General features: G+C 46.3%; 15 protein-coding genes and 1 pseudogene. 4 read left to right on the forward strand and 12 right to left on the reverse strand.

Features of this window, described 5'->3' with window-relative positions; translation table 11 throughout:
• Positions 1 to 140 precede the first annotated feature (140 nt).
• From Q0668_RS15305 to Q0668_RS15325, 5 genes are all read right to left on the reverse strand, one after another.
• Positions 141 to 1,913 (reverse strand): type II and III secretion system protein family protein, encoded by a 1,773-nt coding sequence (locus Q0668_RS15305; RefSeq protein WP_298866204.1) that lies wholly within the window; start codon positions 1,911 to 1,913, stop codon positions 141 to 143.
• 159 nt (positions 1,914 to 2,072) lie between these two features.
• Complete coding sequence (cpaB, locus tag Q0668_RS15310) at positions 2,073 to 3,110, reverse strand: Flp pilus assembly protein CpaB (RefSeq protein ID WP_298866207.1); 1,038 nt, start codon at positions 3,108 to 3,110, stop codon at positions 2,073 to 2,075.
• A gap of 310 nt (positions 3,111 to 3,420) precedes the next feature.
• On the reverse strand, positions 3,421 to 3,972 hold the full coding sequence (locus tag Q0668_RS15315; RefSeq protein WP_298866209.1) for a prepilin peptidase: 552 nt from the start codon (positions 3,970 to 3,972) through the stop codon (positions 3,421 to 3,423).
• 560 nt (positions 3,973 to 4,532) lie between these two features.
• Positions 4,533 to 4,706 (reverse strand): Flp family type IVb pilin, encoded by a 174-nt coding sequence (locus Q0668_RS15320; RefSeq protein WP_002649391.1) that lies wholly within the window; start codon positions 4,704 to 4,706, stop codon positions 4,533 to 4,535.
• Positions 4,707 to 5,309: 603 nt separating this feature from the next.
• Positions 5,310 to 6,755 carry a hypothetical protein gene (locus Q0668_RS15325; protein ID WP_298866218.1) on the reverse strand — a complete coding sequence of 482 codons (1,446 nt, stop codon included), beginning with the start codon at positions 6,753 to 6,755 and terminating at the stop codon, positions 5,310 to 5,312.
• Between the two features lie 300 nt (positions 6,756 to 7,055).
• Between Q0668_RS15325 and Q0668_RS15330 the strand changes: the two genes are divergently transcribed.
• The gene (locus Q0668_RS15330; RefSeq protein ID WP_298866219.1) at positions 7,056 to 7,970 is read left to right on the forward strand and encodes a glycosyltransferase family 2 protein; all 915 of its coding nucleotides are present in this window, start codon (positions 7,056 to 7,058) and stop codon (positions 7,968 to 7,970) included.
• Between the two features lie 45 nt (positions 7,971 to 8,015).
• Here Q0668_RS15330 and Q0668_RS15335 read toward each other — a convergent pair whose 3' ends face one another.
• From Q0668_RS15335 to Q0668_RS15360, 6 genes are all read right to left on the reverse strand, one after another.
• The gene (locus Q0668_RS15335) at positions 8,016 to 9,749 is read right to left on the reverse strand and encodes a divalent metal cation transporter (protein WP_298866220.1); all 1,734 of its coding nucleotides are present in this window, start codon (positions 9,747 to 9,749) and stop codon (positions 8,016 to 8,018) included.
• Between the two features lie 314 nt (positions 9,750 to 10,063).
• Positions 10,064 to 11,221, reverse strand: coding sequence for a glycosyltransferase (locus Q0668_RS15340; protein WP_298866221.1), 1,158 nt, complete (start codon positions 11,219 to 11,221; stop codon positions 10,064 to 10,066).
• 72 nt (positions 11,222 to 11,293) lie between these two features.
• Complete coding sequence (locus Q0668_RS15345) at positions 11,294 to 14,065, reverse strand: pitrilysin family protein (protein ID WP_298866222.1); 2,772 nt, start codon at positions 14,063 to 14,065, stop codon at positions 11,294 to 11,296.
• A 100-nt stretch (positions 14,066 to 14,165) separates the two neighbouring features.
• A complete protein-coding gene (locus tag Q0668_RS15350; RefSeq protein ID WP_298866223.1) occupies positions 14,166 to 15,095 on the reverse strand; it encodes a rhomboid family intramembrane serine protease in 930 nt (309 codons plus the stop codon).
• Between the two features lie 81 nt (positions 15,096 to 15,176).
• Complete coding sequence (locus tag Q0668_RS15355) at positions 15,177 to 16,193, reverse strand: hypothetical protein (RefSeq protein ID WP_298866225.1); 1,017 nt, start codon at positions 16,191 to 16,193, stop codon at positions 15,177 to 15,179.
• Positions 16,194 to 16,235: 42 nt separating this feature from the next.
• Complete coding sequence (locus tag Q0668_RS15360; RefSeq protein ID WP_298866227.1) at positions 16,236 to 18,548, reverse strand: transglutaminase family protein; 2,313 nt, start codon at positions 18,546 to 18,548, stop codon at positions 16,236 to 16,238.
• Positions 18,549 to 18,762: 214 nt separating this feature from the next.
• Here Q0668_RS15360 and Q0668_RS15365 point away from each other — a divergent pair, with 214 nt between their 5' ends.
• From Q0668_RS15365 to Q0668_RS15375, 3 genes are all read left to right on the forward strand, one after another.
• Complete coding sequence (locus Q0668_RS15365) at positions 18,763 to 20,202, forward strand: sulfatase-like hydrolase/transferase (RefSeq protein WP_298866229.1); 1,440 nt, start codon at positions 18,763 to 18,765, stop codon at positions 20,200 to 20,202.
• A 353-nt stretch (positions 20,203 to 20,555) separates the two neighbouring features.
• Entirely contained in the window at positions 20,556 to 20,789 is a 234-nt protein-coding gene (locus Q0668_RS15370) for a carbon storage regulator (RefSeq protein WP_298866231.1), read from the forward strand.
• A gap of 244 nt (positions 20,790 to 21,033) precedes the next feature.
• Complete coding sequence (locus Q0668_RS15375; RefSeq protein ID WP_298866233.1) at positions 21,034 to 21,369, forward strand: hypothetical protein; 336 nt, start codon at positions 21,034 to 21,036, stop codon at positions 21,367 to 21,369.
• A gap of 244 nt (positions 21,370 to 21,613) precedes the next feature.
• Here Q0668_RS15375 and Q0668_RS15380 read toward each other — a convergent pair.
• Positions 21,614 to 22,318: pseudogene (locus Q0668_RS15380) on the reverse strand (elongation factor 4); the annotation flags it as partial.

Genomic DNA, 22,318 nt, shown 5'->3' on the forward strand with positions numbered 1-22,318 from the left:
CTCATTGCGTGTTGCTTCATTAGGATCGATAATTGATAATCGAACAACTCCACTCATTATATGATCACTTATTCTTAGGGTTAAATAGCCACAATTTTCATTTACTATTTTCGAAGTTGATCATTTATAAAATCACGATATCAACTTTCCGGACTGATTAAACCAGGACGACCATTGGAAGGTGTGCCCAACCCATTGACACTCTTTTTCGGTTGTGTAGCTGCCTTCTTTTGTTTTGCTTTCCATTGACCTGTCGCTGGGCTTGTCAAGACTGGTACCTTTGTGCCAGCGGGTCGTTTCGGTGCAGTTTGTCTTATTTTTTGCTGTTCTTTGAGTGCTTTAATATTCTCTGGTGATAAAGAGGGTTTTTTAATCAACTCAGTACGAACCGTTGGTGCAGCGGGCACTTGTGGAATCTGTGAAGCAGAGCTGGGAGGCAAGACATTCTCCGAATGCATCATTGATTCCGGACTGATGGGACCAGGAACGGAATAGCGGCAATCAGGACAATCGCTACCATAACTGGGTACTTCTAACACGCCGTCCAGATACAATTCTCTATCCGTTGGTGTTGCAGTAAATAATCCCGGACCACCTGCGGGTACATGTTCCGATTTCAGTGGCGAAACTAATTCTGGTGTCACCATAATAACCAGTTCCGTTTCTCCTTCTGTATATTTAACTCTTCGGAAGGCTGCTCCAATGAGCGGTAGTTCTCCCAGAAAAGGAGTTTTGGAAGTTTCTGCCGTCTTTCGGCTGGAAATCAACCCGGCAATCACCATGGTTTCACCAAAGTTCATTTCAACCGCGGTATTAGCACGGCGAACAGTTAAACCAGGGACAGTCGTCCCGGCAACCTGCACTGCATTGGAAAAATCTCTTTCACTAACTTCCGGTTGTACTTCCAAGCGTAGTCGACCGTTCCCAAGAACAATAGGCACCGCTTCCATTCTGACACCGAACTCACGCCATTCAATAGTAACAGTCCCTAAACTTTGTGGCACGAGAATGGGAAATTCACCACCAGAAAGCAAGTTGGCAGGTCTTCCACTGGTCGTTACCAATTCTGGTTCTGCTAATATTTTCAGCAACGCTTCCTGCTTCAATGCTTCGATAAATGCCTGGAAAATACTGGAGCCATCCACTAAACCAAATCCCAGAGAAGTACCACTGAGCAGGTTCTGGGACGCCGTCAGAGCAGGGGGGCCACCAAAGGGCACCGTAATTCCGGTAATTGGCACTAAGGATCCGGGGGTACTGTAAACATAGCCTGATTGATTTAAAAAGAGCCAGTTCACACCCAACTGTCGAATTTTGGAGCGCTGGACTTCCATAATCTTGACTTTCAAAAGAACCTGCTGTACTCCAGCGAGTTTCATTTGATTCAGCACACCGTTGGGGAAGAACTGTTCAGCGATTTCTACCATTTCGGTAATCGCTTCCGGCTGTGTGACCCATCCACGTAAAACAACAGAATCCTGTACTTTGATCGCTTGAACTGAAGAGTCGGGAAACAACTGTTTGAGATAGGCTTGTAAATGCCGTGCATCGCCACTCACAAATGTTTCAATAGAGTGGACTTTCTGGTTTTCATCGGTGATCACCAGAGTCGTCACACCGGGAACTAATGCCTGCACTCTGATCTCATTTGGAGTGAGGGCAGTGATGCCGAGCACTGTAGGATCGAAGCCATCGACACGTTTTATCTTGCCGGGAAACTTAAGAATCTTGGAGAATTTTTCGGTAATTTCGAGCTTCGACTTAGCAGCTGTTACCTGAACGACTGGCTCGCTTGCTCCGGCGGGAACAGGCTGCTCAACCTGTGAATATCCTTTGACACTAATGAGACTACACATCAATGCCACGAACAAAGGAAAACGATTCATTCTTAAGTGTTTTTTGAAGGCCAGCATCCGTGCCCCTTACTTTTTAAACAGTCGCACCATCTTATTCAGGTAAATTCCGAATTTTCGATGATACGATAAACAGACTTCTTCTAAACTCTGATCAAGACACCCTTTGCACTCAAATCATCCTCTTGCATCCGTTGCCAGAGCAGGGCAGTGACCAGATCAGTTGATTTTCGTTTTTTGTTTCGTAGTAAATACTTCCCACAAATTTTTGAGTGCCGCTTTTTGATCTTCGACTTCTTCTTCCAGGATTTCAACTTCCTGAATCATCTTTTCTCCACCGGAGAAGACCTCGACTTCCCACATCTTTTTCTCTGGTTCTAATTCTGCCTCTACCGAAGCCATCTGCTGAGGTTGCTGTTGTTCATCCAAAAACTGTTTGGCTGATTTTGATTCACTGTTATTGTCAACCAATCGCTGCGGGCCTTCCTCTTTCACGTCTTTTTGACTCGTTTCGCCGTCTTTCAGATACTCACTGCCTTCAATCGAAAACACTTCAGCCAGCTCATCATCGTCGAACTGAACATCTTCCGTATCTGCGTGATCAGAAGCTGCCCTCAATGCGAGGTGTACTTCACCTTTACTTTCCGCAAGTTTCAAAATGGCCCCTTCTCGTGGAGCAAGTAATAATGAAATGTTCTTTGATTTCACCTGATTGCTGTCGGACCCTCCGGCATCTGTTAAACTGTCTGTAGCAAATATTTTCACTCGTTCCAGGATCACTTTTGTGATGGTCGTCATGCCTCCCTGTGGCTTCCGCGCTGTAAACGTAACATACACATCTACAAAATCCCCCGGAAGAATTAAACCACTGTGTGTTTTGGTCATATCTACCGAAGTTGTGAAGACTCGTTTTCCATCAGGAATTTCTACAGAGGCCCCACGTACTCCCTGTTCACTGAGTTTCGCTTTCATCACGATTTCACCAGGAACTGCCCGGGTCTTAATGGAGCGTTCTTTATACTCTTCCAGTTTTGTAACTGATCCTTCCGGTATTTGATCAATGGCCCATGATTTGAATTTTACATTGGACTCATTCAAAGGTGTTCCGGGTGCGATCTCAGCAATTGTCACCAGGACATTTGCCGTTTCGACCACTTCCTTATCGTCACCCTTATTGAGTACCTGTCTTACACCCAGCATTGCAACCAGTCCACAACCGACTGCAACGACCAACATCATCACTGACTTTAATTTCATAACTGTCACCCGTCAAAGAGACATAAACCAAGCAGCTCTCGAACTGGAAAACAGCCTGATCTTTACAATATCAGGATCTGTTTACCGAAGCGTCGACTTGATTTTCGCCTGAATTCTCAGGTTTACAGAAAGGAATTTCTGTCATCATTGTCAACATCGGCACTTCGAGAGTACTTGCTTCAATTTATAACGATTTTATCGATTGAAATCATAATTCTGGTTGTAGTGACAATCCTGCCAACCACAACGCCTAACCCGCACTTGTTGTATTTCACTTATTTTAACATTTCGTGTATTCATCATTTCCTGCTTACAGCAAGCCTGCATAGAAGAAATATGCGATGGAACCAATGCAGATGGGAATCCCATAAGGTAAAAGGTACATCGTTGGTTTTCGCTCTTTGGCAATTCGCGACAGTTCCCTTGGATTCTTTACCGAACGCCATTCGTCCAGAATCAAGATAGCCTGCCCCAAGTGCGTGTAAAACTTCTTGCGATACAGGACCATTGCGATGGCCATGACTGCACCCACAATCGTTGTAACGCAGAATGCATAAAAGGTAATCTTCACACCTAACCAGGCACCGATTCCTGCCATCAATTTAACATCACCGGCTCCCATTCCGCCTACGCTGTACAAGGGGAGCAGGGTCGCCAGACCGACAACCATTCCCAACAGTCCCCAACCAAGTCCCGCAAAACCTCCTGTCCACGTCATATAGACCAGACCGGAAAGTACCATCGGATATGTGATCCAGTTTGGAACCCGCAGTTCTTTACCATCAATGTAAGCTGCATAAATCAAGACAATGGAAACAAACTTGACGTGCCAATTCTCCAGAAGTATCTGTTGCCAATCCATCAATATGGCCTTTCTTATTGAATCTTATCGAAATGCGTTTCGTTGCATTTCATGAGGGAATTATTTTATCACTTATAAACAAATCAGATCGATTCTCTGGATGAAAGAACCGGAACGACCTGATCTGAATTATTCAACAATTGAACTCTTATTATTCAGTTTAGGTCACAAGCTAAGGTGAGCAGGGAATATCTTGTAATTTTTCCCGATTTGGAATAACCCACTGGAAGACTCGTGTATTGCCATGCATATTGCTGGCATCGACTCCAGAAAGATTAACAACGGCCACATGTTAGAAACGAAGTAAACCATACGATGACCGGAATCATCAGCATGATTAGCTCCAAAACCGCTCCCACCTGGGCATCAATGCAGTAAGGAAACATTCTGCTCTCTCCTTGAGAAATAAAACGAACACACAATGTCGGGTAGACTGACTATTCGCTGGAAGTACTTGAAAAAACGAATTCCTGGAGAATCTGATACGCAATAAAACGCTCAGTCGAAAAGTTCGACTGAGCGATTTACTCATAATAGCGTTGTAATTCAATCAACCTCTATTAGGTCAATGCATCACGAACAGCTTCGAACTTCGCGTTGGCGTTTGTTCCAACAGCCTGAATAGCTGTTAAACAAACAATCACGATCAGAGCCAGCATCACAGCATATTCAACTGCTGTTGGGCCATCTTCTGAAACGAGGAAATTCTTGATGCTCTTTGTAAGATTCTTCATTGTTGTTGCTCTCTTTCTTTGCGATTGGAGTTGATCATGGACCACATGTATCAACACAAAACAACCAAGCTATGCTGGATGTGACACAACATGCCCTCATCTTCACATAACTCACCCGAAATAATTGTTTCTTTGAGTTACATCCTCAATAGAAACACCCAATATGCCCCCTCTATAGAAGAGCTGAATTTTCTGAATTCATGATTTGAATTTCAGAAATATTATTGGAGATTTTAATAGTTACAAAACAACGGAATAATAATTCCGAAATGATGTCAAACTTGTCTGTTCTCATTCACTCATCGTTAGTCAAAGTAAAATGGTAACACTCAAAAGTAGTTCACGGGTTAAGACAGTCAAGCGGATAAGTAAAAGTTTTTTAGAGAAAAATGAGCAGTTGATCATAAGAAACATTCAAGAAGTGCTAAGCTTTATCTACCCAAGGAATTAGCTTGATGATGATAAAAAACCACTGACATTTTTTGTTATAATGTTTTAGCGTGCTGTCTTCTTTTTCTTGAGCGGGCAATTCATGCAGAACTCTGCTTGACGATTTTGGCGTGAAGCGACATCGCGAACGTGGCTCATTTTTTCAGATCGCCATTACTTCAGACGCTGCCAATCCTCGATCTTTTGCTGCATTCTCTGTCGGTCGAGCTCATCAGGGCTTGTATCTTGGATTGCCTGTTTGATGATCTCTACTGCCCGTGCATGTTCTCCCTGGCTATGGTAACTGTTAGCCAGTTGAATCTGCACCACCGGCAGCTGAGGCACTTGCTGCGATGTGTACTGCCATAACGAGAGCCCATCTTTCCAGACATACAGATATCGCTCTGTAAGCAGACTGTATCTGGAAAGCAAAGCTAAGATAATCACTCCAAATACTGTCGGAACCAGATAACCGGAACTCTGTTTCCCCCTTAACATTGGCACAATCACATGTTGCTTGATTGATTCTAAGATATGTACGAGAGCGCTAAACACTAGTGCAAAGAAGGGAATACATGGCAGATATAAATAGCGATCATTCATCAAAGTCGTGATGGGAAATAGATTCAGGACAGGCAACAACAGAAGCAGGAAAGTGCAACCTGCAAACAGAATCAGAGGCTGCCGTTTGCCCATACGAATAAACAAAATTGCCGCGGTCATCCAGCAGAAAAGAGAGATGACAACCTTCCCGCCGATTTCTGATGTAGGTGGATCATAGAGTACAGATCGCGCATCGGGCCATAACAGCATCTGGACATACTTTGACATAATGACGGTATCGATCGAGAGGATTTCCAGTTTACTCATCCCGAAGTGATCTCTCACACCTCCCAGTTCACTGGTTTGTGCCAGCATGGTAATCACCAGCAAGATCAGGGCACAGCAGCCTGGAAAAATCTGCCGTTTCACTGCTTCACGGAATGGTACTTTTGCTACACCATAATCAAAACAAAAGACAATCGCAGGTACGATCACCGCTAATGCCTTGGAAAGCAGGGCACCGATAAAGCAAAGAAATCCCGAGGTATTCTGCTCTAAAGTTCGATCTTTTCTGAGCCAATACCAGAGCGAGGCAAGAATAAATGTTGCAGACAATAAGCCTTTACGGGAAGAAATCCAGACGACCGTTTCCACCTGGACGGGATGAATCGCAAAAACGGCGGCGGTTGCCCAGCCGATCAGTCGATTTTTGGTAAACCGCGTCACTAATAAAAAGACAAGCACGGCATTTACGGCGTGCAGCAGAATATTGGTAAGATGATAACCGCCTGCCCACAGCCCATAGAGAGTGTGATCCAACAGAAATGAGAACACGGTAAGCGGTGCATAATTTCTTGTTACAACTTGCGTTGTGATCTTTTGCAAATTATCGGGATGCCAACTCTTTACGAGCGGATTGTGAATCACATACCAGGGATCATCCCAGTTAACGAAATCAAAACTGATGGCCATCCCGAAAGTGATCAGTACAACCAGTACCAACGAAATAATCGGAACCAGCTGACTTTTGATCGCCTGGCGTAATTTCCATGGTGATTGTAGTTGATTTTGATGCATCAGATTCTATATCCCTTACCTTTCAGGGACGAAAGAAGAATTCCCTGCTTATCATTAACATAGGTCGTGGACAGATATCTGCAGATGAATTGAGCGAAACGATGATTAATTGCATCATCAATCGGGGCATCAAACATGATGATTGTCAGAATCAGATTAATCGGAAACACGGCTCGCGACATACAATTTCATCTATTCCAGTACGCTCTCATTTAGTTCGCTCTTCATTTCATAAGCTAGATTTGAAGAAGATCTTGCACAGATTGAAACACCAACTCGAGACCGTACTCGGAGGCCGACATGTTGAAACCAGTTTTACTACCAGATCAGAAAAACAAACAGGCAGAGGCCGTGATTGCACCGGACTGTGCAGAGATGATGTCGCAGTTTCGAAATCTGGAACCATTACTTGAGGAAATTGAACGCGCGTCGCTTCCACAGGGCAAAACGATCGTGGTCATGCCCGCTTATAATGCGGTCTCCACCTTGAATCAAACGCTGAAAGATCTACCAACGGGTATTGCTGACGAAATCATTCTCGTTGATGATGGAAGTACGGATAATACTGTTGAACTCGCATTGAGCCACGGGTTAACCGTCATCAAACATAAAGAAAACCGTGGTTATGGTGGTAATCAGAAGACCTGTTATCAGTATGCACTGGAACATGGTGCGGAATATATCGTAATGCTGCATCCCGATTATCAATACGACAGTCGTGTTGTTGGAATGACCATTGAACTCCTTAAACTGGGGATTTGTGATGTGGTTCTGGGTTCCCGAATCCGTACCCGCCGCGAAGCACTTTCAGGAGGCATGCCGGCCTGGAAGTATCTGGCCAATCGTTTTTTGACGATTACAGAAAATATTGCCTTAGGGCAAAACCTGGGAGATTTTCATAGTGGATTTCGTGCCTATCGCAGAGAGGTCCTGGAAACGATCCCCTATGAACACAATTCCAATGATTTTGTATTCGACAGTCAGGTCTTGGCGCAAGCGGTTCACTTTAACTTTCGGATCGGCGATATTCCCGTACCGGTCCGCTACTTTGCGGAAGCTTCCAGCATCAATTTCAAACGCTGTGTGAAATATGGACTGGGAACGCTCGCGGTTCTAGCACGATTCTGGGCGCAACGCCTGAGAATTCGCCCTTCGAAAATCTTCTTCAGTACTAAGGTCGATTCCGAAGCTGATAATCGTATTCAATTACAGTAAGTTCATCCGAACGGCATCAAACGAACTGACTGGAATTGAGTCCTGCTAACTTGATTCGGTGTTCGAAGAATCGTTCTTAGCCATTCGCATAATGTGCACAATGATCGCCAGGCCGATAAAGATGCCTAAGGCACTGAACCCGTAAACGGCAAAGGCACTGGACTTGATACTCCATACGCAACCGAATGCGGCACACAGCGTTGAAATTCCCATTGCCAGATTCCAGGCAACCCGTTTGCCACCTTTAGGCATATTCTCACCAAGAATTTTTGGCGAATTCATCATGAAAAAGAATGTCAAATAAGCAATCGGAAGCAGAACCATCCCAAACATGGAGGTGGGAACGGCCAACCATGCTTTGGCTTCCCCTTTCCAGAAAAATGAACCAACCATACCCGTAATGGCGGGCATGTAACAGCCGATACGATGATACGTTCCCCTGGGCGCTACTCCCAGCATTTCACAGAACACAAAACCATTGATTAGCATCAGAATGATAATGGTGGAAATAGCCATCGCTACAACCCCCAGACCAAAAACCAGTTGTGAGACGGTTTCGCCGGCAAGAGGTTTGAGAGAGGATGCCAACTGGAACGCGTCCCGATTAACGAGCATGGCTGCTAATGTTCGTTCTGGCAGGGGGAGTTCCGACCGTTTCTGTTTTAATGCAGGCTCATTATCTTTCAAATCATTCCAAGTCGCTTCCGGTAATTCTGTTTTCAACCGGCTGTCTAATAATTTGTGGTACTGTCCTAATAATCCGGGGTCAGCTTGCACGACCTGACCTTGAGCATCTTTTTCACCTAGTAAACCAGCAGCAGGCTTGGCATGAAACTGTGAGGCAGCAGCAATCACGACGCAACTGGTGGCCAGCAGGAATGGAATAAATAGACCTGTTGAAAGATCGAATGCCGCCAGCCCGCGGAAATCCTTATCCCAACCTTTGGCACGCATGGAATAGGGAAGTAAAAACGTCATGTTAATCCCCACCGCAGTCGCGGCGGCGGTAATCATGACTTTCTGTTGATTTCCAACGATCAGATTTTTCCAATAATCAGCGTAGCCACCTGCCTGTGACAGCATGTCTGAAAACTCGGGTGAAGGATTCGAAAGCATGCTAAGATTTGGAATATATCCAGCAAGAATTTTCGCCCAATCCAAATCATTGGTTGAGAGGCTCATTTTTAATACCACGCCGAAGAAACAAAGCACGACGATGCCTACCATAATTTTCAGAATGGCTTCAAACAGTTTTATTCCCCAGCCGCCGGAATCGTAAAACCAGATCACGACACCTGAAACAAGAAACAAAGCAGCTGCTGCCAGATATTTTCCGTTCTCTCCATTGGCAAATATTTCAGGCGCCAGATTCTGTTGTAACGCTGCTGTCCCCAATGCATACTGAGGCATACACCATATCAAGTTCGCCATCAAGGTGGCGATGGCCCAGCCCCATCCCAGAACAGGACTGATATGATTGTTGATCGAAGCGAAAGGACGCTCTTTGGTTGATAACGCGACATAGCCAATCGCGCTGAGCATAACCACGCCCATAATCATTGCCAAAGGCTGTAGCCACATCAGGTGATATCCGGAAAGAATTCCGAGATACAAGCCACCCGCCAGCGAACCGCCGCCCAGAGTAATGGCACTCTGCAACCAGCCCGGACCGGAAAGTTTTGTGTAAACTTTTATCTTGGCGCCAGCGCCTTGTTGCTGGGCTTCCAAAATCAGCTGACGGTCTTGTTCAATCCGTGAATTTGCTGGTTCTTCTGTCATTGCAAACTCTTGCTATACCAATATTTATTGGCTATGTTAATGAAAGTGATTCGTCTCAAATACGGGAAGAACTAAGGTAACCGGATTAGGGCTGAGAATCAACCAACTGAAAACATTTTCAGAGTCCGCCTCACCTCTTATTTGCTACTCAAATAAGTTCATCCAGAAATTCGTATTCTGGGCTTGAAATCGAAGCGATTGAGCGATTCTGTCCTGATTTGACAGTCAAACATGGTCCATTTCACGGCTTGAAATATCCGGACTCAACGATTGTACGCGGGACGTTCAAGAAGATCTTCTATGCTGAAATCTCATTAATTTTCAACGATGCTCTCAAACAGATTTTCTAATTTCTGCATACTCGAGTCATAACCAAACATCTTCTCGATACGTTCCCGCGCAGCGGGCACGATTGACTTCCAGTTTTCATAGTGAGTGACGGCATTACAAATCTGATCTGCCAGCGCATCCACATTTCCAGGTGAAACCAATCGCCCCCATTCACCATTGGCAAGTATTTCTCCAGGCCCACTGGGACAATCTGTCGCTAGCACAGGAATCCGGCATGCCATTGCCTCTGCCAATACCAGACCAAAGCCTTCGTACAGGGAAGACAGGCAAAACAATTGTGCTTCGCGATAATATTGAAACGGATTACTTTGAAAACCTGCGAGAAAGACATAATCACTTAAACGTTTTTGTTGAATTTCTCGTTCCAGTTCTTCCCGACAGGGACCTTCACCCAGGATATGAAATCTTAAATTTGTAAGACCTTTCCCATAAATCAGTTTCTCCGCGGCATTTATCAAACAGGAAAATCCTTTTTGCAAATGCAGTCGCCCGCAACTGACAACATGAAATTGTTCCGGAGCGAGCTTGAGGTCGCCCTGGTTAAAATAGCCGTCGATCCGTTCCAGATTGATCGGATTATACATAGTTCGAACGGAAGCCGGATCGCAATCATAGCTGGCAATGGTCGCTTCTCTGACCCCTTCCGAAACAGCGAGAACGACGTCTGCCGTCTGATACGCCTTTTTCAAAAGGCGCTTTTTAAAAAATTGAAAACGACTTTCGTTACTTACGAGATCTTTTTCCGGGTCACATACGACGAGAGAAATTCGTTTTGTTTTTGCAACAGCCGTGGCAGGGCCTGCAATGAGCGTCATATGGAAGGTATGATCAAATACCAGATCAATCTGCTGCTCCCGAATGACGCGTGCCATATCAGCGACTAACTGTCGATGAATTCGTCCCGGCCAATTCCAGCGTGGAGCGGAATGCCTGGAATCAAACGCAAACACCGGTACATCTTCAGGAAGTTCTGCCAGCAGAGAACCCGTGTGAGAAACAAGATACAAAAGCGGAGCAAATTTCGCGCGATTTAATCTTGCCAGCTGATCCAGCAGTACACGTTCGGCTCCTCCGCCTCCCAAGCTTCCAATTGCAAAAAGAATCCGAATCTTCTTTGTCATTGAATGCTCGTATCAGAACGTCTTGAGGAACCGAACTTACTGTTCTCCAATAAATAATACCGGAAACGTGATCTATTTCTTTAAGCTGCCAGAGATAACAATCACCAGATCTTCAGGATTGATATATTTTCCAAATGCCTGCTGTGCTGCTTCCGCAGTTACCGCGTTGATCTTTTGTTCCAGCTTTGAATAGTAGGTCATATCGCGTTTTGCAAATAAGTTCGTTGACAAAATCGTTGCCAATGAAGCATCACTCGTACGAGAGACTTCCTGTCTTTCCAGAAAACCTTTCTGTGCATTGGCCAATTCTTCTTTCGTGATTCCTTTCGAAATCAACAGCGCCAACTCTTCCTTAATGGCTGTCTCCACTTTTTTCATATTGTCAGGATTACAACTGGCATAAAGTGAAATCGAACCGCGATCATCCACCGTACCCGCATGAATGACTGCCCCCACTCCATAAGCGAGTCCTTCCTTCTGTCGTACGCGATCTCCTAATCGAGAAGAGAGTCCACTTGAACCAAGTACAGAACCGGCAACCACGAGATCCGGATATTCTGGTGCGCTCGTATTCATGGGAAAAGTCAAACCCCCAAAATAAAAGGCGTTTGCTTTATCGGGTATGATAATCTCTTCTGTTTTTCCCGGAATCTTATGTGCCATCGTGGGAATATGCTGATACGAGGCTTTCGAATCCCAGTTTTCCAACATGGAATTGAGCTGTGTAAAGACGTCCTCTTCAGAAAAATCACCGACGACCGCAATTTCACCCACCGAAGCACCAATAAAGTTCTCATAGAGTGATTGCAGATCGCTTTGCGATAAAGCTTTGATTCGTTCGATCTCCTGATCGATGTCCGGCACATAGCGGGGATCTTCAGGAGCATAGGGGCGCAGTTGACGACGAACCGAGAGAATGGCCCGCGATTGCGGATCGGTCTTCTGTTTTTCCATCCCCGCGATCTGTTGTGATTTCATGACTTCCAGTTCCGCAGCAGGCAGAGTAGGCTCGCGCAGAATCATCTTCAGAATATCCAATACTTTCCCGAGATTCTCGCCACGCGTTTTGATGGAAACGCTTAACTCGCCGGGAGAACCGGAAATGCTTAACTGAGCACGCAATTTATTCAGCTCATCCTCAATTTCTTGACGTGTTTTGCTTTTTGTTCCCCGTTTCATGACAGCCGGGAGAAATTCACAGGCCGTTCGTTTTCCCTGTAAATTTTCCAGATTGCCATACCGTAGAGTCATCTTCAAATTGACTTCCGCTCCGCGTGTTTTCTTGGAAAGTAATGCGACCTTCACACCACCTGATAATGTTTTGACCGTCGTCCTTTTATTAATACTTTCAGGCGAGACATCGAAGTCTTCCCCTTTCGCTACCTCTTCGCGGCCTTTGTAATCGCCGATTATTTTTGCGATATCATCAATCTGAGGAATGGTCACTTTCTGACTTTTCTCCACGGGAACAAAGATCCCCACGGTACGGTTATTTTCTTTCAGGTACTGATCAGCCACTCGTTTGACATCTTCGGGAGTAACTTTCTCCAGCGCATCGCGATAGAGAAAACGCAGCCGCCAGTCGCCCATCGATACCCATTCGGTCAGTTCGACTGCCAGACGCGAGCTATTGTTCTCACCCTGTTCATATTGTTTTAGCAATTTTTCTTTGGCACGCGTTACATTTTCAGCTGAGATCCCTTTATCCATGACATTCTGTAGCGTGTCAAACAGAATCCCCAGAATCACCTGCGGATCATTTCCTTTGATGACTTCGGCCTGCAATCGTAAAACACCCGGATCATGCAATGCATAGAGCGAACCGGAAACCCGGGAGGCTTTCTTGGTTTTCACCAGCGCCTGATAAAGCACACCTGAGGGATCATCGGTGAGCGTCGTTTCCAATACATCCAGGGCAGCCATATCTTTATGAGCGGCAGCAGGAATATGATAGGCCACTCCTACAACAGGGACTTCCCCGATGCGGCGCAAAGTGACAATTCGCTCTCCTTCCTGCGGTGGTTCTTCGGTATAGGTTGCATCCAGTTTCCGCGCTGGTCGTGGAATGGTACCAAAATACTTATTGATCAAAGTAAGTGCTTTTTCCTGATCAAACTTTCCTACAACAATCAAAACCGCATTATCCGGTTGATAATATTTTTTGTAAAAACTTTTCAAGCGATCGATGGGCACTCGTTCGATATCGGCACGATTACCAATCGTCGATTTGCCATAATTATGCCAGTTAAATGCCGACGACATTATTTTTTGCATCAGCATCCGCGAAGGACTATTTTCGCCGCGTTCGAATTCATTGCGAACGACCGTCATTTCAGAAATCAGGTCTTCGGCTTTGACATAACTGTTCATCATCCGATCTGATTCCATCTTCAGAGCGAATTCCAGATTATCCTCACTGGCGGGCAGTGTTTCGTAGTAATTCGTACGGTCATACCAGGTAGTTCCATTAAAGTTGGCACCGCGCGCCTGCAATTCTTTGGGGATATTTTTGTGAGTAGGAGTCCCCTTGAACAACATATGCTCTAGCAGATGGGCCATGCCTGTTTCGCCATAACCTTCATGGCGTGAGCCAACGAGTAAGGTTAAATTGACGGTCACTTTGGGGCTCGAAGGATCGGGAAACAACAGAACTTTCATGCCGTTTACCAGCGAGTATTCTGTAATGCCTTCTACTGTCCGAACTTTTTCTGGTGCAGCAGGGGCATCGGCGGCGGAAAGAATTGTCTGGGAACTAAAGCTCATGACGGTAAATACCCCTGCGATTAAACTCCATTTAATTTGTTTCATCATCCGAAAACTCGCTCCACTTGAGAGGGTAAGCATTTTTGATTGTCCTTAACTCAACGGTGTCTCAATACTCATGCCGAAATTATAGGTAATTCATTAAAGATCAACAATCAATGACTGTCAGAAATCAATGAGTTCATCTTGATTTACCAGCTTGATTTAAAAAGGTAGATCCGATCCCCAATGCCATTCCAGTCCCCAGTCCCACGGCATGTGCCATATTTGCAATCGACCCAATGAATCCTGTCATGCAAAGAAAAAACCACCCGATGAGCATAAACACCATATTGGGAGGTACATGGAAAGTGGATTTCGGGTCGTACTTGCTTTTCATCCACATATAACCAAACATTCCATAGACCACCCCCGATAAGCCTCCGAAGCCAGGACCAGTCCAATAATATTGCGCAACATTGGATGGTATTGCCGTCACCAATACCAGTAATACCAGTTTGGTACTACCGCGATTCATTTCAATCGCGCCTCCCAGTTGATACGTCATGAAACAGTTGAACAATAAATGTAATGGTAGCCCGTTCGCGCCACTAAAATGGATAAAAATGGGGGTCACCAACCTCCAGATTTCCCCCGCGCGCACTTCCATCAGAGGTGATTTCGTAAAACTGATCATATTGCCTGAGAATTTAAAGGTGCAGATACTCAATGCCTGCCTGATCTGATCTCCATATTCACTCGTCTGCAAAAAGAGATAGACAACCACACTGATGCCGATCAACATCGAAGTCACAGGGCAACGGCTGGTAAAAGGGCGATTCCAGGTCTCGCGGACATTGACCTGTTTCTTGACCACTTCACGCGCTTTTTTGATCTTTTCATCACGAATTGCATCAGCTTCGCGCGAAACGTGCTGATACTGTTCCGCTTCCGGATTCTCTAAAAATTCGGCCAATGCGGCCTTGGCCTGTTCGACGTCATCTTCATCATAAACCCAGACCGTCCATTGATCGGACGAGGACTCGACAGTCACGCCGATTCCCTTAGTAAGCATATAGTCTTCAAAACGCTTTGCCTGCTGCTCCGACAGGAGCGAGCCAATTTTTCTCATTTGAAATCAATCCATGCCCAAACACGAACGAACCTGCCTTCCCTCCTGAATGCAGATTAACCAGTTTCGCTCACGACGATATTACTTCTTCACCAGGGCAGATAAATGTTTTTGAACCGAGTTTTGTAATGTTTTGTGATCTGACCACGGAGCATAATGCGCTCGCATGATAAACCCATAGGCCTCACCCACTTTATAGTCGGGAATGAACCATTGAAAATCCCACGCAGGATTCTTCGGTCCGCCTCCCGTAGGTGATTGGGCAAACCAGATTTGATCACGGTTTCGAAAAATCTGAGTATAAGAATAATCGCCACTAATACCATAGTACCAGGGCTGCGAATAAACATAGCCAGAAGGGTGATTGACGAGCGTCAGTGGAAAACCGGCTGATAATTTCGGAAAAAAGACAGCATTCTCCGGTGGATGTGTGCTATCGACACCATGCGAGGGTGTTCGGGCGGCAATTAACTTTTCGGGCTGATCTAAATGTGTTTTTGATTTTCCATAAAAACGAATGCGACGATCTTCGGGTGCCTGCATATAACTGGCCCAGAATAATCCGATATAACCATTTTTGAACAGATCGGCGCGCGGGATACATTCAAATGTATATTCAATGGTGCCATCATCCAGGATCTGATAACGACCACAGCTTTCCAGTTTCCAGTTCGGAGTCGGCGCCTGATAGAGTTCAACCGTGTCATCGGAAATAATCCTGATATGCATGGGAAATTTTCGCGGCTCGAATTTTTCCTTAAGGACTGAAACCCCATCATGAATATGTTCGAAATTCAACCCGGCAATCGGTGGCACAAACAAATTATCTTTCTGCCCCGCATACTTGAGTGATGCCAGGCCGTTATAACCTGCGCGATGTCCGGGCAGTTCTTTCGTACTGATCGCGGAATTATCAACGATCACCGCCGTCACATTTCTGCGTTTTAAAACAACCGTATGCTGATCGGTCAATCGATATTTGACTTTGGGATTGGTCAAGCTCGTGACGCCCGGCGCAGCATAGGGATGTGCTCCCGCCATCAGAGTAACGGCCATCATTAAAATTAATATTTTCAACGAATGTTTGAACCAGTTCACGTAACGTCGCTCCGCTTTCTATGACAGACAGAATAATTTGGTTTAGTCGGGTTGTTTGACTGTCTCCAGATAAGTTCGGAATTCCTGAATCCGACGCAGGTCAAATCCTTCCGGTGATTTCTCCAGGAGATAATCGGCATCTACCATCGCTTCCGTAATGCGCCCGGTCTGATAACGGAGTACCGCGCGCAACCAGCGTTCCTGTAGTAATTCCTCATCAATGGCGATCATGGTCTCGACATAGCGTAACATGGATTTGACATCTTCACTATCCCGCGCGAGATTTAACAAATTTCGCAGCATGCGTTTGATGATCTCTTTCTTAGGCTGAGCTTTTAAAAACTCTTCATCGACGCGACCACCATTCGCTGACAGAATGATGACTCTAGCCGCTTCATCACTCAGAGTTTTTCCCCCTTCGAATACATCTATCAACTGACCTTTTTCATCAGTTGAATTCACACGCACCACAAAATGACCAGGCAGACCGACTCCCTCGATATCGAGTCCTAATCGGCGGCCCATTTCCATGTAAAGAACGGCCAGCGTTATTGGCAGTCCTTCGCGATCTTCAATCGTCTCATTAATATAACTGTTCGAACGGCTATAGTAATTGGTGCGACTCCCATGAAAACCGGTTTCGCGGAACAGATATTGATTCAACCCCTCAAGTTTGACCTGGGGGGCTGCCTTGGGTGGCAGTGACTTTTGCACCTCATTCACCATGCCGGCTACCTGACTGAGATACGCTTTTAACTGCACTTCGGAATTATCCAACCGCGCCACCAGCAGGGCAGCTGAAAGTAAATCGATATCGGCCTCTTTTTTCCCGGCAAACTGCTGCTTCAGCTCCTCTCTCGTCGCGCGTTCATGAATCGATTGTGCCAACTCCTGCAGACGTTCTGCCTGTTTTTTGAGTAAACGTGCCCGCTCCTGCAAAGCCTGCTGCGCACGATTTTGATTCGTATCTTTGACCACCTGCTCAATCAGGGCTTCCAACGGTGGTCGATCCACTCTCAGATCTGCCGTCAAATCAATGATTTTCTGTGCCGTCTCTTTGGAAGGTCGATAGGGGGCAATCTCGGGTGCCACCTGAAAGCCTTTGAACGAAGCCACCGTATTCCGAAATTTCGCAAGCCCCACTTTGCCTTCCGTGTAACGTTGATCTTTGATTTCAAAGACCTGCTCATCATTCACAAAACATAAAATCCGATCCGCTTCCAGACGCACCTTTAACTGATTCCATTCGCCTTCGCGATAAGCATTACTTTTCTTTTCTTCTAACACACGCCATAAGTAAACATCGGGGCCATCGAAACGGCTGATGCGCAGATTTTTGTTACTGGGATAAAAACCATAATGCTTCGTGTTTTCATCGGAATAAAAAATCAGACCAGCGGCCCCGGATTCCTCATCCAGCTTTACTTCGACCGCGATTTCATACGGTAGCTCCGGCAAGGCTTCCTGCGAGACACATAAAGAGCGGCTTCCTAAACCAGCGCCAAATCCATCCACCATGATTCGGCCCGCCCGCTGACGCCAACGTGAACCAAACAAGGGCTTCCAAATACGCTCATCCAGGGTGCCAATTGTCAACCAGCGATTGATGGGAACCGGGTTCGGTTTTTCCAGCAATGTTTTCAACGCACTGATATTCACCGCATATCCCAGATTTCTGGTAACCGCCGACTTGAGTGTCACGATTCCCTGAACGCGTCCCTGAGAATCCAATACCGGTCCGCCACTGTTCCCGGGCTCGATGGGAATTGCCAGTTGAATCATCGGCTTGCCATCAATTTCTCTCGATCCCGAATTCACGCCTTTGACCACACTGTAACGCAATCCTTGTGGATTACCGAGTACGATCACTTCGGCTCCCTGTTTCAACGAATCGGGTTTTGCCAGAGGAAGCGGTTTCAATGCCTGAGCATCAATTTTTAAAACCGCGAGATCCATCTGACGATCGGTCGCATAGACCTCTTTGACGTCGTATTTTTTCCCATTTAAAAACTGCACAGAAATCGGCCGCGCTTCGCCAATGACATGTAAATTCGTAGCCACCAGTCCGTCAGCACCAATGACAAAACCGGTTCCAAGCCCTGCCTGCTGTCCATCGCGACCTGCAAATGTAACAGAGACGACGGATTCTTTCGCATTCGCAGCCAACTCCTCAGCCGTCAAGGGGCGACGGGAATCAGTCTGAACTGGTTGGGGACGCTTCGCGACGACCGGCTGTTCGGCATCCTTTTCCGCTGCGCTGATGATCTGCACAAAAAATAACAGGAACAAAGCAGACAATAAAGTGATTGCCTGTCGGCGAACGGTTCGCTCAACCGAAGTTTGACATTTGACCATCTGGAGCCATCCCACTGAGAGGAATAAGTTTAACGAGCTATAAAGCTATGACTATTGTATTTTCCTGAGTGACAGAATGCAAAAAAGAACCCAGGATTCAGATTCACTCGATAATTATAGTCAAAACGGCAATCACTTGACGGCTCAACAGTAAGATGACAAGCTGGTTTTCAGGAATTACTAAAAAAAATGAATTCGATGAGAGGCAAACCGCATGCACTACTTTCTGAAATCTGTACTGGCAATACTGGCAATTTTCGGTATGGGGAGTCAGTTCGTGGAAGGGGCGTCACAACCGAATATCCTTTTCATTTTTACGGATGATCAGGCTCCCTGGGCTCTAGGAGAATCAGGACATCCGCATGCCCACACGCCTCATATTGACCGGCTCTTTCAAGAAGGCGCTTATCTGGTGAATTCGTTCACAACTACTCCGGTTTGCAGCCCGTCCCGTGCGAGCCTGGTAACCGGCCGCTATGGATCGGAATCAGGAATTACGGATTGGCTCAATCCTCGTGTCGAGCCGGAACATGGTTTAAAACCGGGAACGGTCACCTGGATGCAACTGCTGAAACAGGCCGGCTATCGAACCGGCCTGATTGGGAAATGGCATTTAGGTCTGCTCGACAAACAGCATCCCACACAATTCGGCTACGATTATTTCATGGGGTTTCGTGGCGGTGGTAACGTTCCCAAAGATCCCCGGCTTGAAGTGAATGGCAAAGAAACGAAGCTGAAAGGGCTATTACCTGATCTGCTCGTCGATGATGCCATTCGATTTATCAGCAAAGAGCAGGGGACTCCCTTCCTGCTTTCACTTCACTTCCGCGCCCCGCATGCGCGGTGGCTGCCCGTTGCGGAAGAAGACTGGGCGCCCTTCGAAAATCTCGATCCACAAATCCCTAATCCCGGTTACCTCGACCTGAATGTAAAACGAGTTAAAAAAATGACGCGTGAATATCTTGCCAGCGTCGCTAGCGTCGATCGAAACGTAGGTCGCCTGCTGCAGGAATTAAAACGAAATCAGTTGCAGAAAAACACGATTATCATTTTCTCAAGTGATCATGGTTATAACATGGGACACAATGGAATCTGGCATAAAGGAAACGGGCACTGGGTGCTGAATCAAAATCCAAAGCCGACCAAAAATATTCCCGCAGGCCAGCGACCGAATATGTATGACAACTCCCTCAAAATTCCGACTGCCGTTCTGTGGCCGGGGGTGACTCAGCCACGACAGGTCATCAAGCAGACAGTTTCCAATCTGGACTGGTTTCCCACACTATTGGAGATGGCGAATATTTCAAAACCCGAAAAATTATCGCTGCGTGGCACGAGTATTGTACCTCTACTGAAAAACAAGAATCATGAGTCTTGGGACAACGGTTTCTACGCGGAATACAGCACGAAACATCAGTCAAAAACGCACATGCGCATGTATCGCACACCGGAATGGAAACTGATCCGTGACTTCTTAAACCCAGAGAGGGATGAACTTTATCACCTGACAAAAGATCCCGCTGAAACCGCAAACCTGATCGATTCGCAAGACCCGAATGTGATCAAAATCCGGCAGAAACTGCATCAAAAAATCTTGTCACAAATGAAATCGATCGACGACAAAGTGCTACCGCAGGTAAAGCAGGGAGCTTAGGATGTCCCGTTTTGTAAAAAAGTAAAAACTGCTATTGCCAAAAAAAAGCAGGGGAGGTAAGTTTCGCGTCAGCAATCAACAACTCGCCCGGCAGGTGCCGGCCGCATGCTCGCCGCTGGAGGAGCGAGCCTTTGAATAATAAAAAGAGACGCGACAGCAATAATTTGCTGAACTGAGTTTGTAATCGAACTCAATCGTGCTTTTGGTTGCCGTTTTCTACTTACCGATATTTTGTGTGAGTCGGGTCCTGGTGGAACATGCTTTGTTTTGAAAAGTGATGATTCCCCATCCCGTATAGGCGATTCAAAAGTTAATTCCAGACAAAAATCCATATGACAAGAAGGAGTCTTCAAATGTTGGTCTTATCCCGCAAAGTCAACGAATCGATTCAAATCGGCGATAACGTCCAGATTACCATTCTGGAAACCAGAAAAGGAAATGTCCGCATAGGAATCGCAGCGCCCCGGGACATTCAGATTTCCCGTCCCGAAAAAGCACCCAAAACATTAGCTCCGGAAGTTTCCACACAGGAAGGTCCGCGTGAAAACTCAAAATATTCACTCTCCTTCGGCGGCAGTATTTCCTGAGAGCGTTAGTGCTTTTACTGGCAGTATGGCGGAGAGCGATAAATCGCTTTCCGTCATGCTGTCGTTTTGGATTTCTGTTTTCGCAGTTTGACGTATCCCCTTCAACCGAAGTCAGAAATTGATATACAATCTTCTATGCTTACCTCGGAAAATATTGAAAAATTATCTGGTTGCAGTTCTCGCAACTTTCTCTGTACAATTCATCCTTGGTTAAACAGAATTTCTCAAGTTATATTGCTAATGCATGAATGACTACAATGTACGTCCCGGATATGGATCTGGTAAGCTCTTGATTGAGTTCGCGCCGAAAGCCGCAGATCAAGAGTTCTTCGCCGATCTGCTCGGCGTCCTGGAAAGCATTGGCACCCGTGTCCATGACATCGAGGAACTGTGGATGAACGACGAGGTGTTGCTGCACTGTGAAAGCGATCACGGTAACTTCATCGTCTCCAAGGATATCTGGGATCTTGTCTTTATCATGGCTCCTGGCAATCAGCCGGTTATCGCCAAAATCGATGAGGCATTGAGCAGAAGTGACAGTTTCCGGAAGACATCCGTCAACGAAGAAGATTACAGCTAACAATCCGCTCAACCGGAGCGACGACAGGATTGGATTCGATGAAATTCTAGCGAAATGTGTCAGGGAACATGTTAGAGCGCAAGTGCATCCGCTTCATCGCGATGGGACTCGGTGAGTCGGTCTCATCGCTCGATCAATGTTCGGAGACGTGAAACAATCGGTGTCGCCATAATAAAGACACTGCATCGTTGGCTGACGCTGCTTGAGAAGCCGGACCACATTCAGCCCTGGTCTCTGTCGGCACCTAATCCTTGTCGGTGCGAAGAACGGAGACAAACGCTTTTTGGGGAATATTGACGCTGCCGAACTGCTTCATTTTTGCTTTGCCCTTCTTCTGCTTTTCGAGCAGCTTTTTCTTGCGCGTCACATCGCCGCCATAGAGCTTCTCGGTCACGTCTTTGCGGAACGGCGCGATCGTCGTTCGCGCAATGACCTCGCCTCCAATGGCTCCCTGAACTGGTATCTTGAATTGATGCCGGGGAATCTCTTTGGCGAGTTGTTCGCAGTAATGCAGCGCCCGAGGTCGCGCCTTGTCTCGATGAACGAGGTAGGAAAGCGTGTCGACTGTTTCTTTATTGACAAGAATATCGACCTTCACAATATCCGTGGTTCGATACTCAATCGGCTCATAGTCAAACGATCCGTAGCCGCGAGTAAGCATCTTCAGCTTGCCATAGAAGTCGAAGAGAACTTCTCCGAGCGGCATTACGCTGGTCACTTCAATCCGATTGGCGGACAGATAGTTCATCACCTGACTTTCCGAGCGATGTTCCCTGCACAGTTCCATGACAGGACCGACGTACGTCTCGGGAGTCAGAATCGAAGCTTTGATATAGGGTTCGCTGGCCGACTCGATCGATGTCGGATCGGGCCAGTAAGAGGGATTGTCGACTTCGATCGTGGAACCGTCTCTCAATGTTAAATGGTACTTGACCGATGGGGCGGAGAT

The sequence above is a fragment of the uncultured Gimesia sp. genome (genome assembly GCF_937910335.1).
Lineage (GTDB): Bacteria > Planctomycetota > Planctomycetia > Planctomycetales > Planctomycetaceae > Gimesia.

Excerpts from the sequence above, each read along its gene's own strand:
- Q0668_RS15360 (WP_298866227.1), bottom strand. The coding sequence starts at position 18,548 with ATGGTCAAATGTCAAACTTCGGTTGAGCGAACCGTTCGCCGACAGGCA.
- Q0668_RS15305 (WP_298866204.1), bottom strand. The coding sequence starts at position 1,913 with ATGCTGGCCTTCAAAAAACACTTAAGAATGAATCGTTTTCCTTTGTTC.
- Q0668_RS15345 (WP_298866222.1), bottom strand. The coding sequence starts at position 14,065 with ATGCTTACCCTCTCAAGTGGAGCGAGTTTTCGGATGATGAAACAAATT.
- Q0668_RS15375 (WP_298866233.1), top strand. The coding sequence starts at position 21,034 with ATGAATGACTACAATGTACGTCCCGGATATGGATCTGGTAAGCTCTTG.
- Q0668_RS15370 (WP_298866231.1), top strand. The coding sequence starts at position 20,556 with ATGTTGGTCTTATCCCGCAAAGTCAACGAATCGATTCAAATCGGCGAT.
- Q0668_RS15320 (WP_002649391.1), bottom strand. The coding sequence starts at position 4,706 with ATGAAGAATCTTACAAAGAGCATCAAGAATTTCCTCGTTTCAGAAGAT.
- Q0668_RS15315 (WP_298866209.1), bottom strand. The coding sequence starts at position 3,972 with ATGGATTGGCAACAGATACTTCTGGAGAATTGGCACGTCAAGTTTGTT.
- Q0668_RS15335 (WP_298866220.1), bottom strand. The coding sequence starts at position 9,749 with ATGACAGAAGAACCAGCAAATTCACGGATTGAACAAGACCGTCAGCTG.
- Q0668_RS15330 (WP_298866219.1), top strand. The coding sequence starts at position 7,056 with ATGTTGAAACCAGTTTTACTACCAGATCAGAAAAACAAACAGGCAGAG.
- Q0668_RS15365 (WP_298866229.1), top strand. The coding sequence starts at position 18,763 with ATGCACTACTTTCTGAAATCTGTACTGGCAATACTGGCAATTTTCGGT.
- cpaB (WP_298866207.1), bottom strand. The coding sequence starts at position 3,110 with ATGAAATTAAAGTCAGTGATGATGTTGGTCGTTGCAGTCGGTTGTGGA.
- Q0668_RS15325 (WP_298866218.1), bottom strand. The coding sequence starts at position 6,755 with ATGCATCAAAATCAACTACAATCACCATGGAAATTACGCCAGGCGATC.
- Q0668_RS15350 (WP_298866223.1), bottom strand. The coding sequence starts at position 15,095 with ATGAGAAAAATTGGCTCGCTCCTGTCGGAGCAGCAGGCAAAGCGTTTT.
- Q0668_RS15340 (WP_298866221.1), bottom strand. The coding sequence starts at position 11,221 with ATGACAAAGAAGATTCGGATTCTTTTTGCAATTGGAAGCTTGGGAGGC.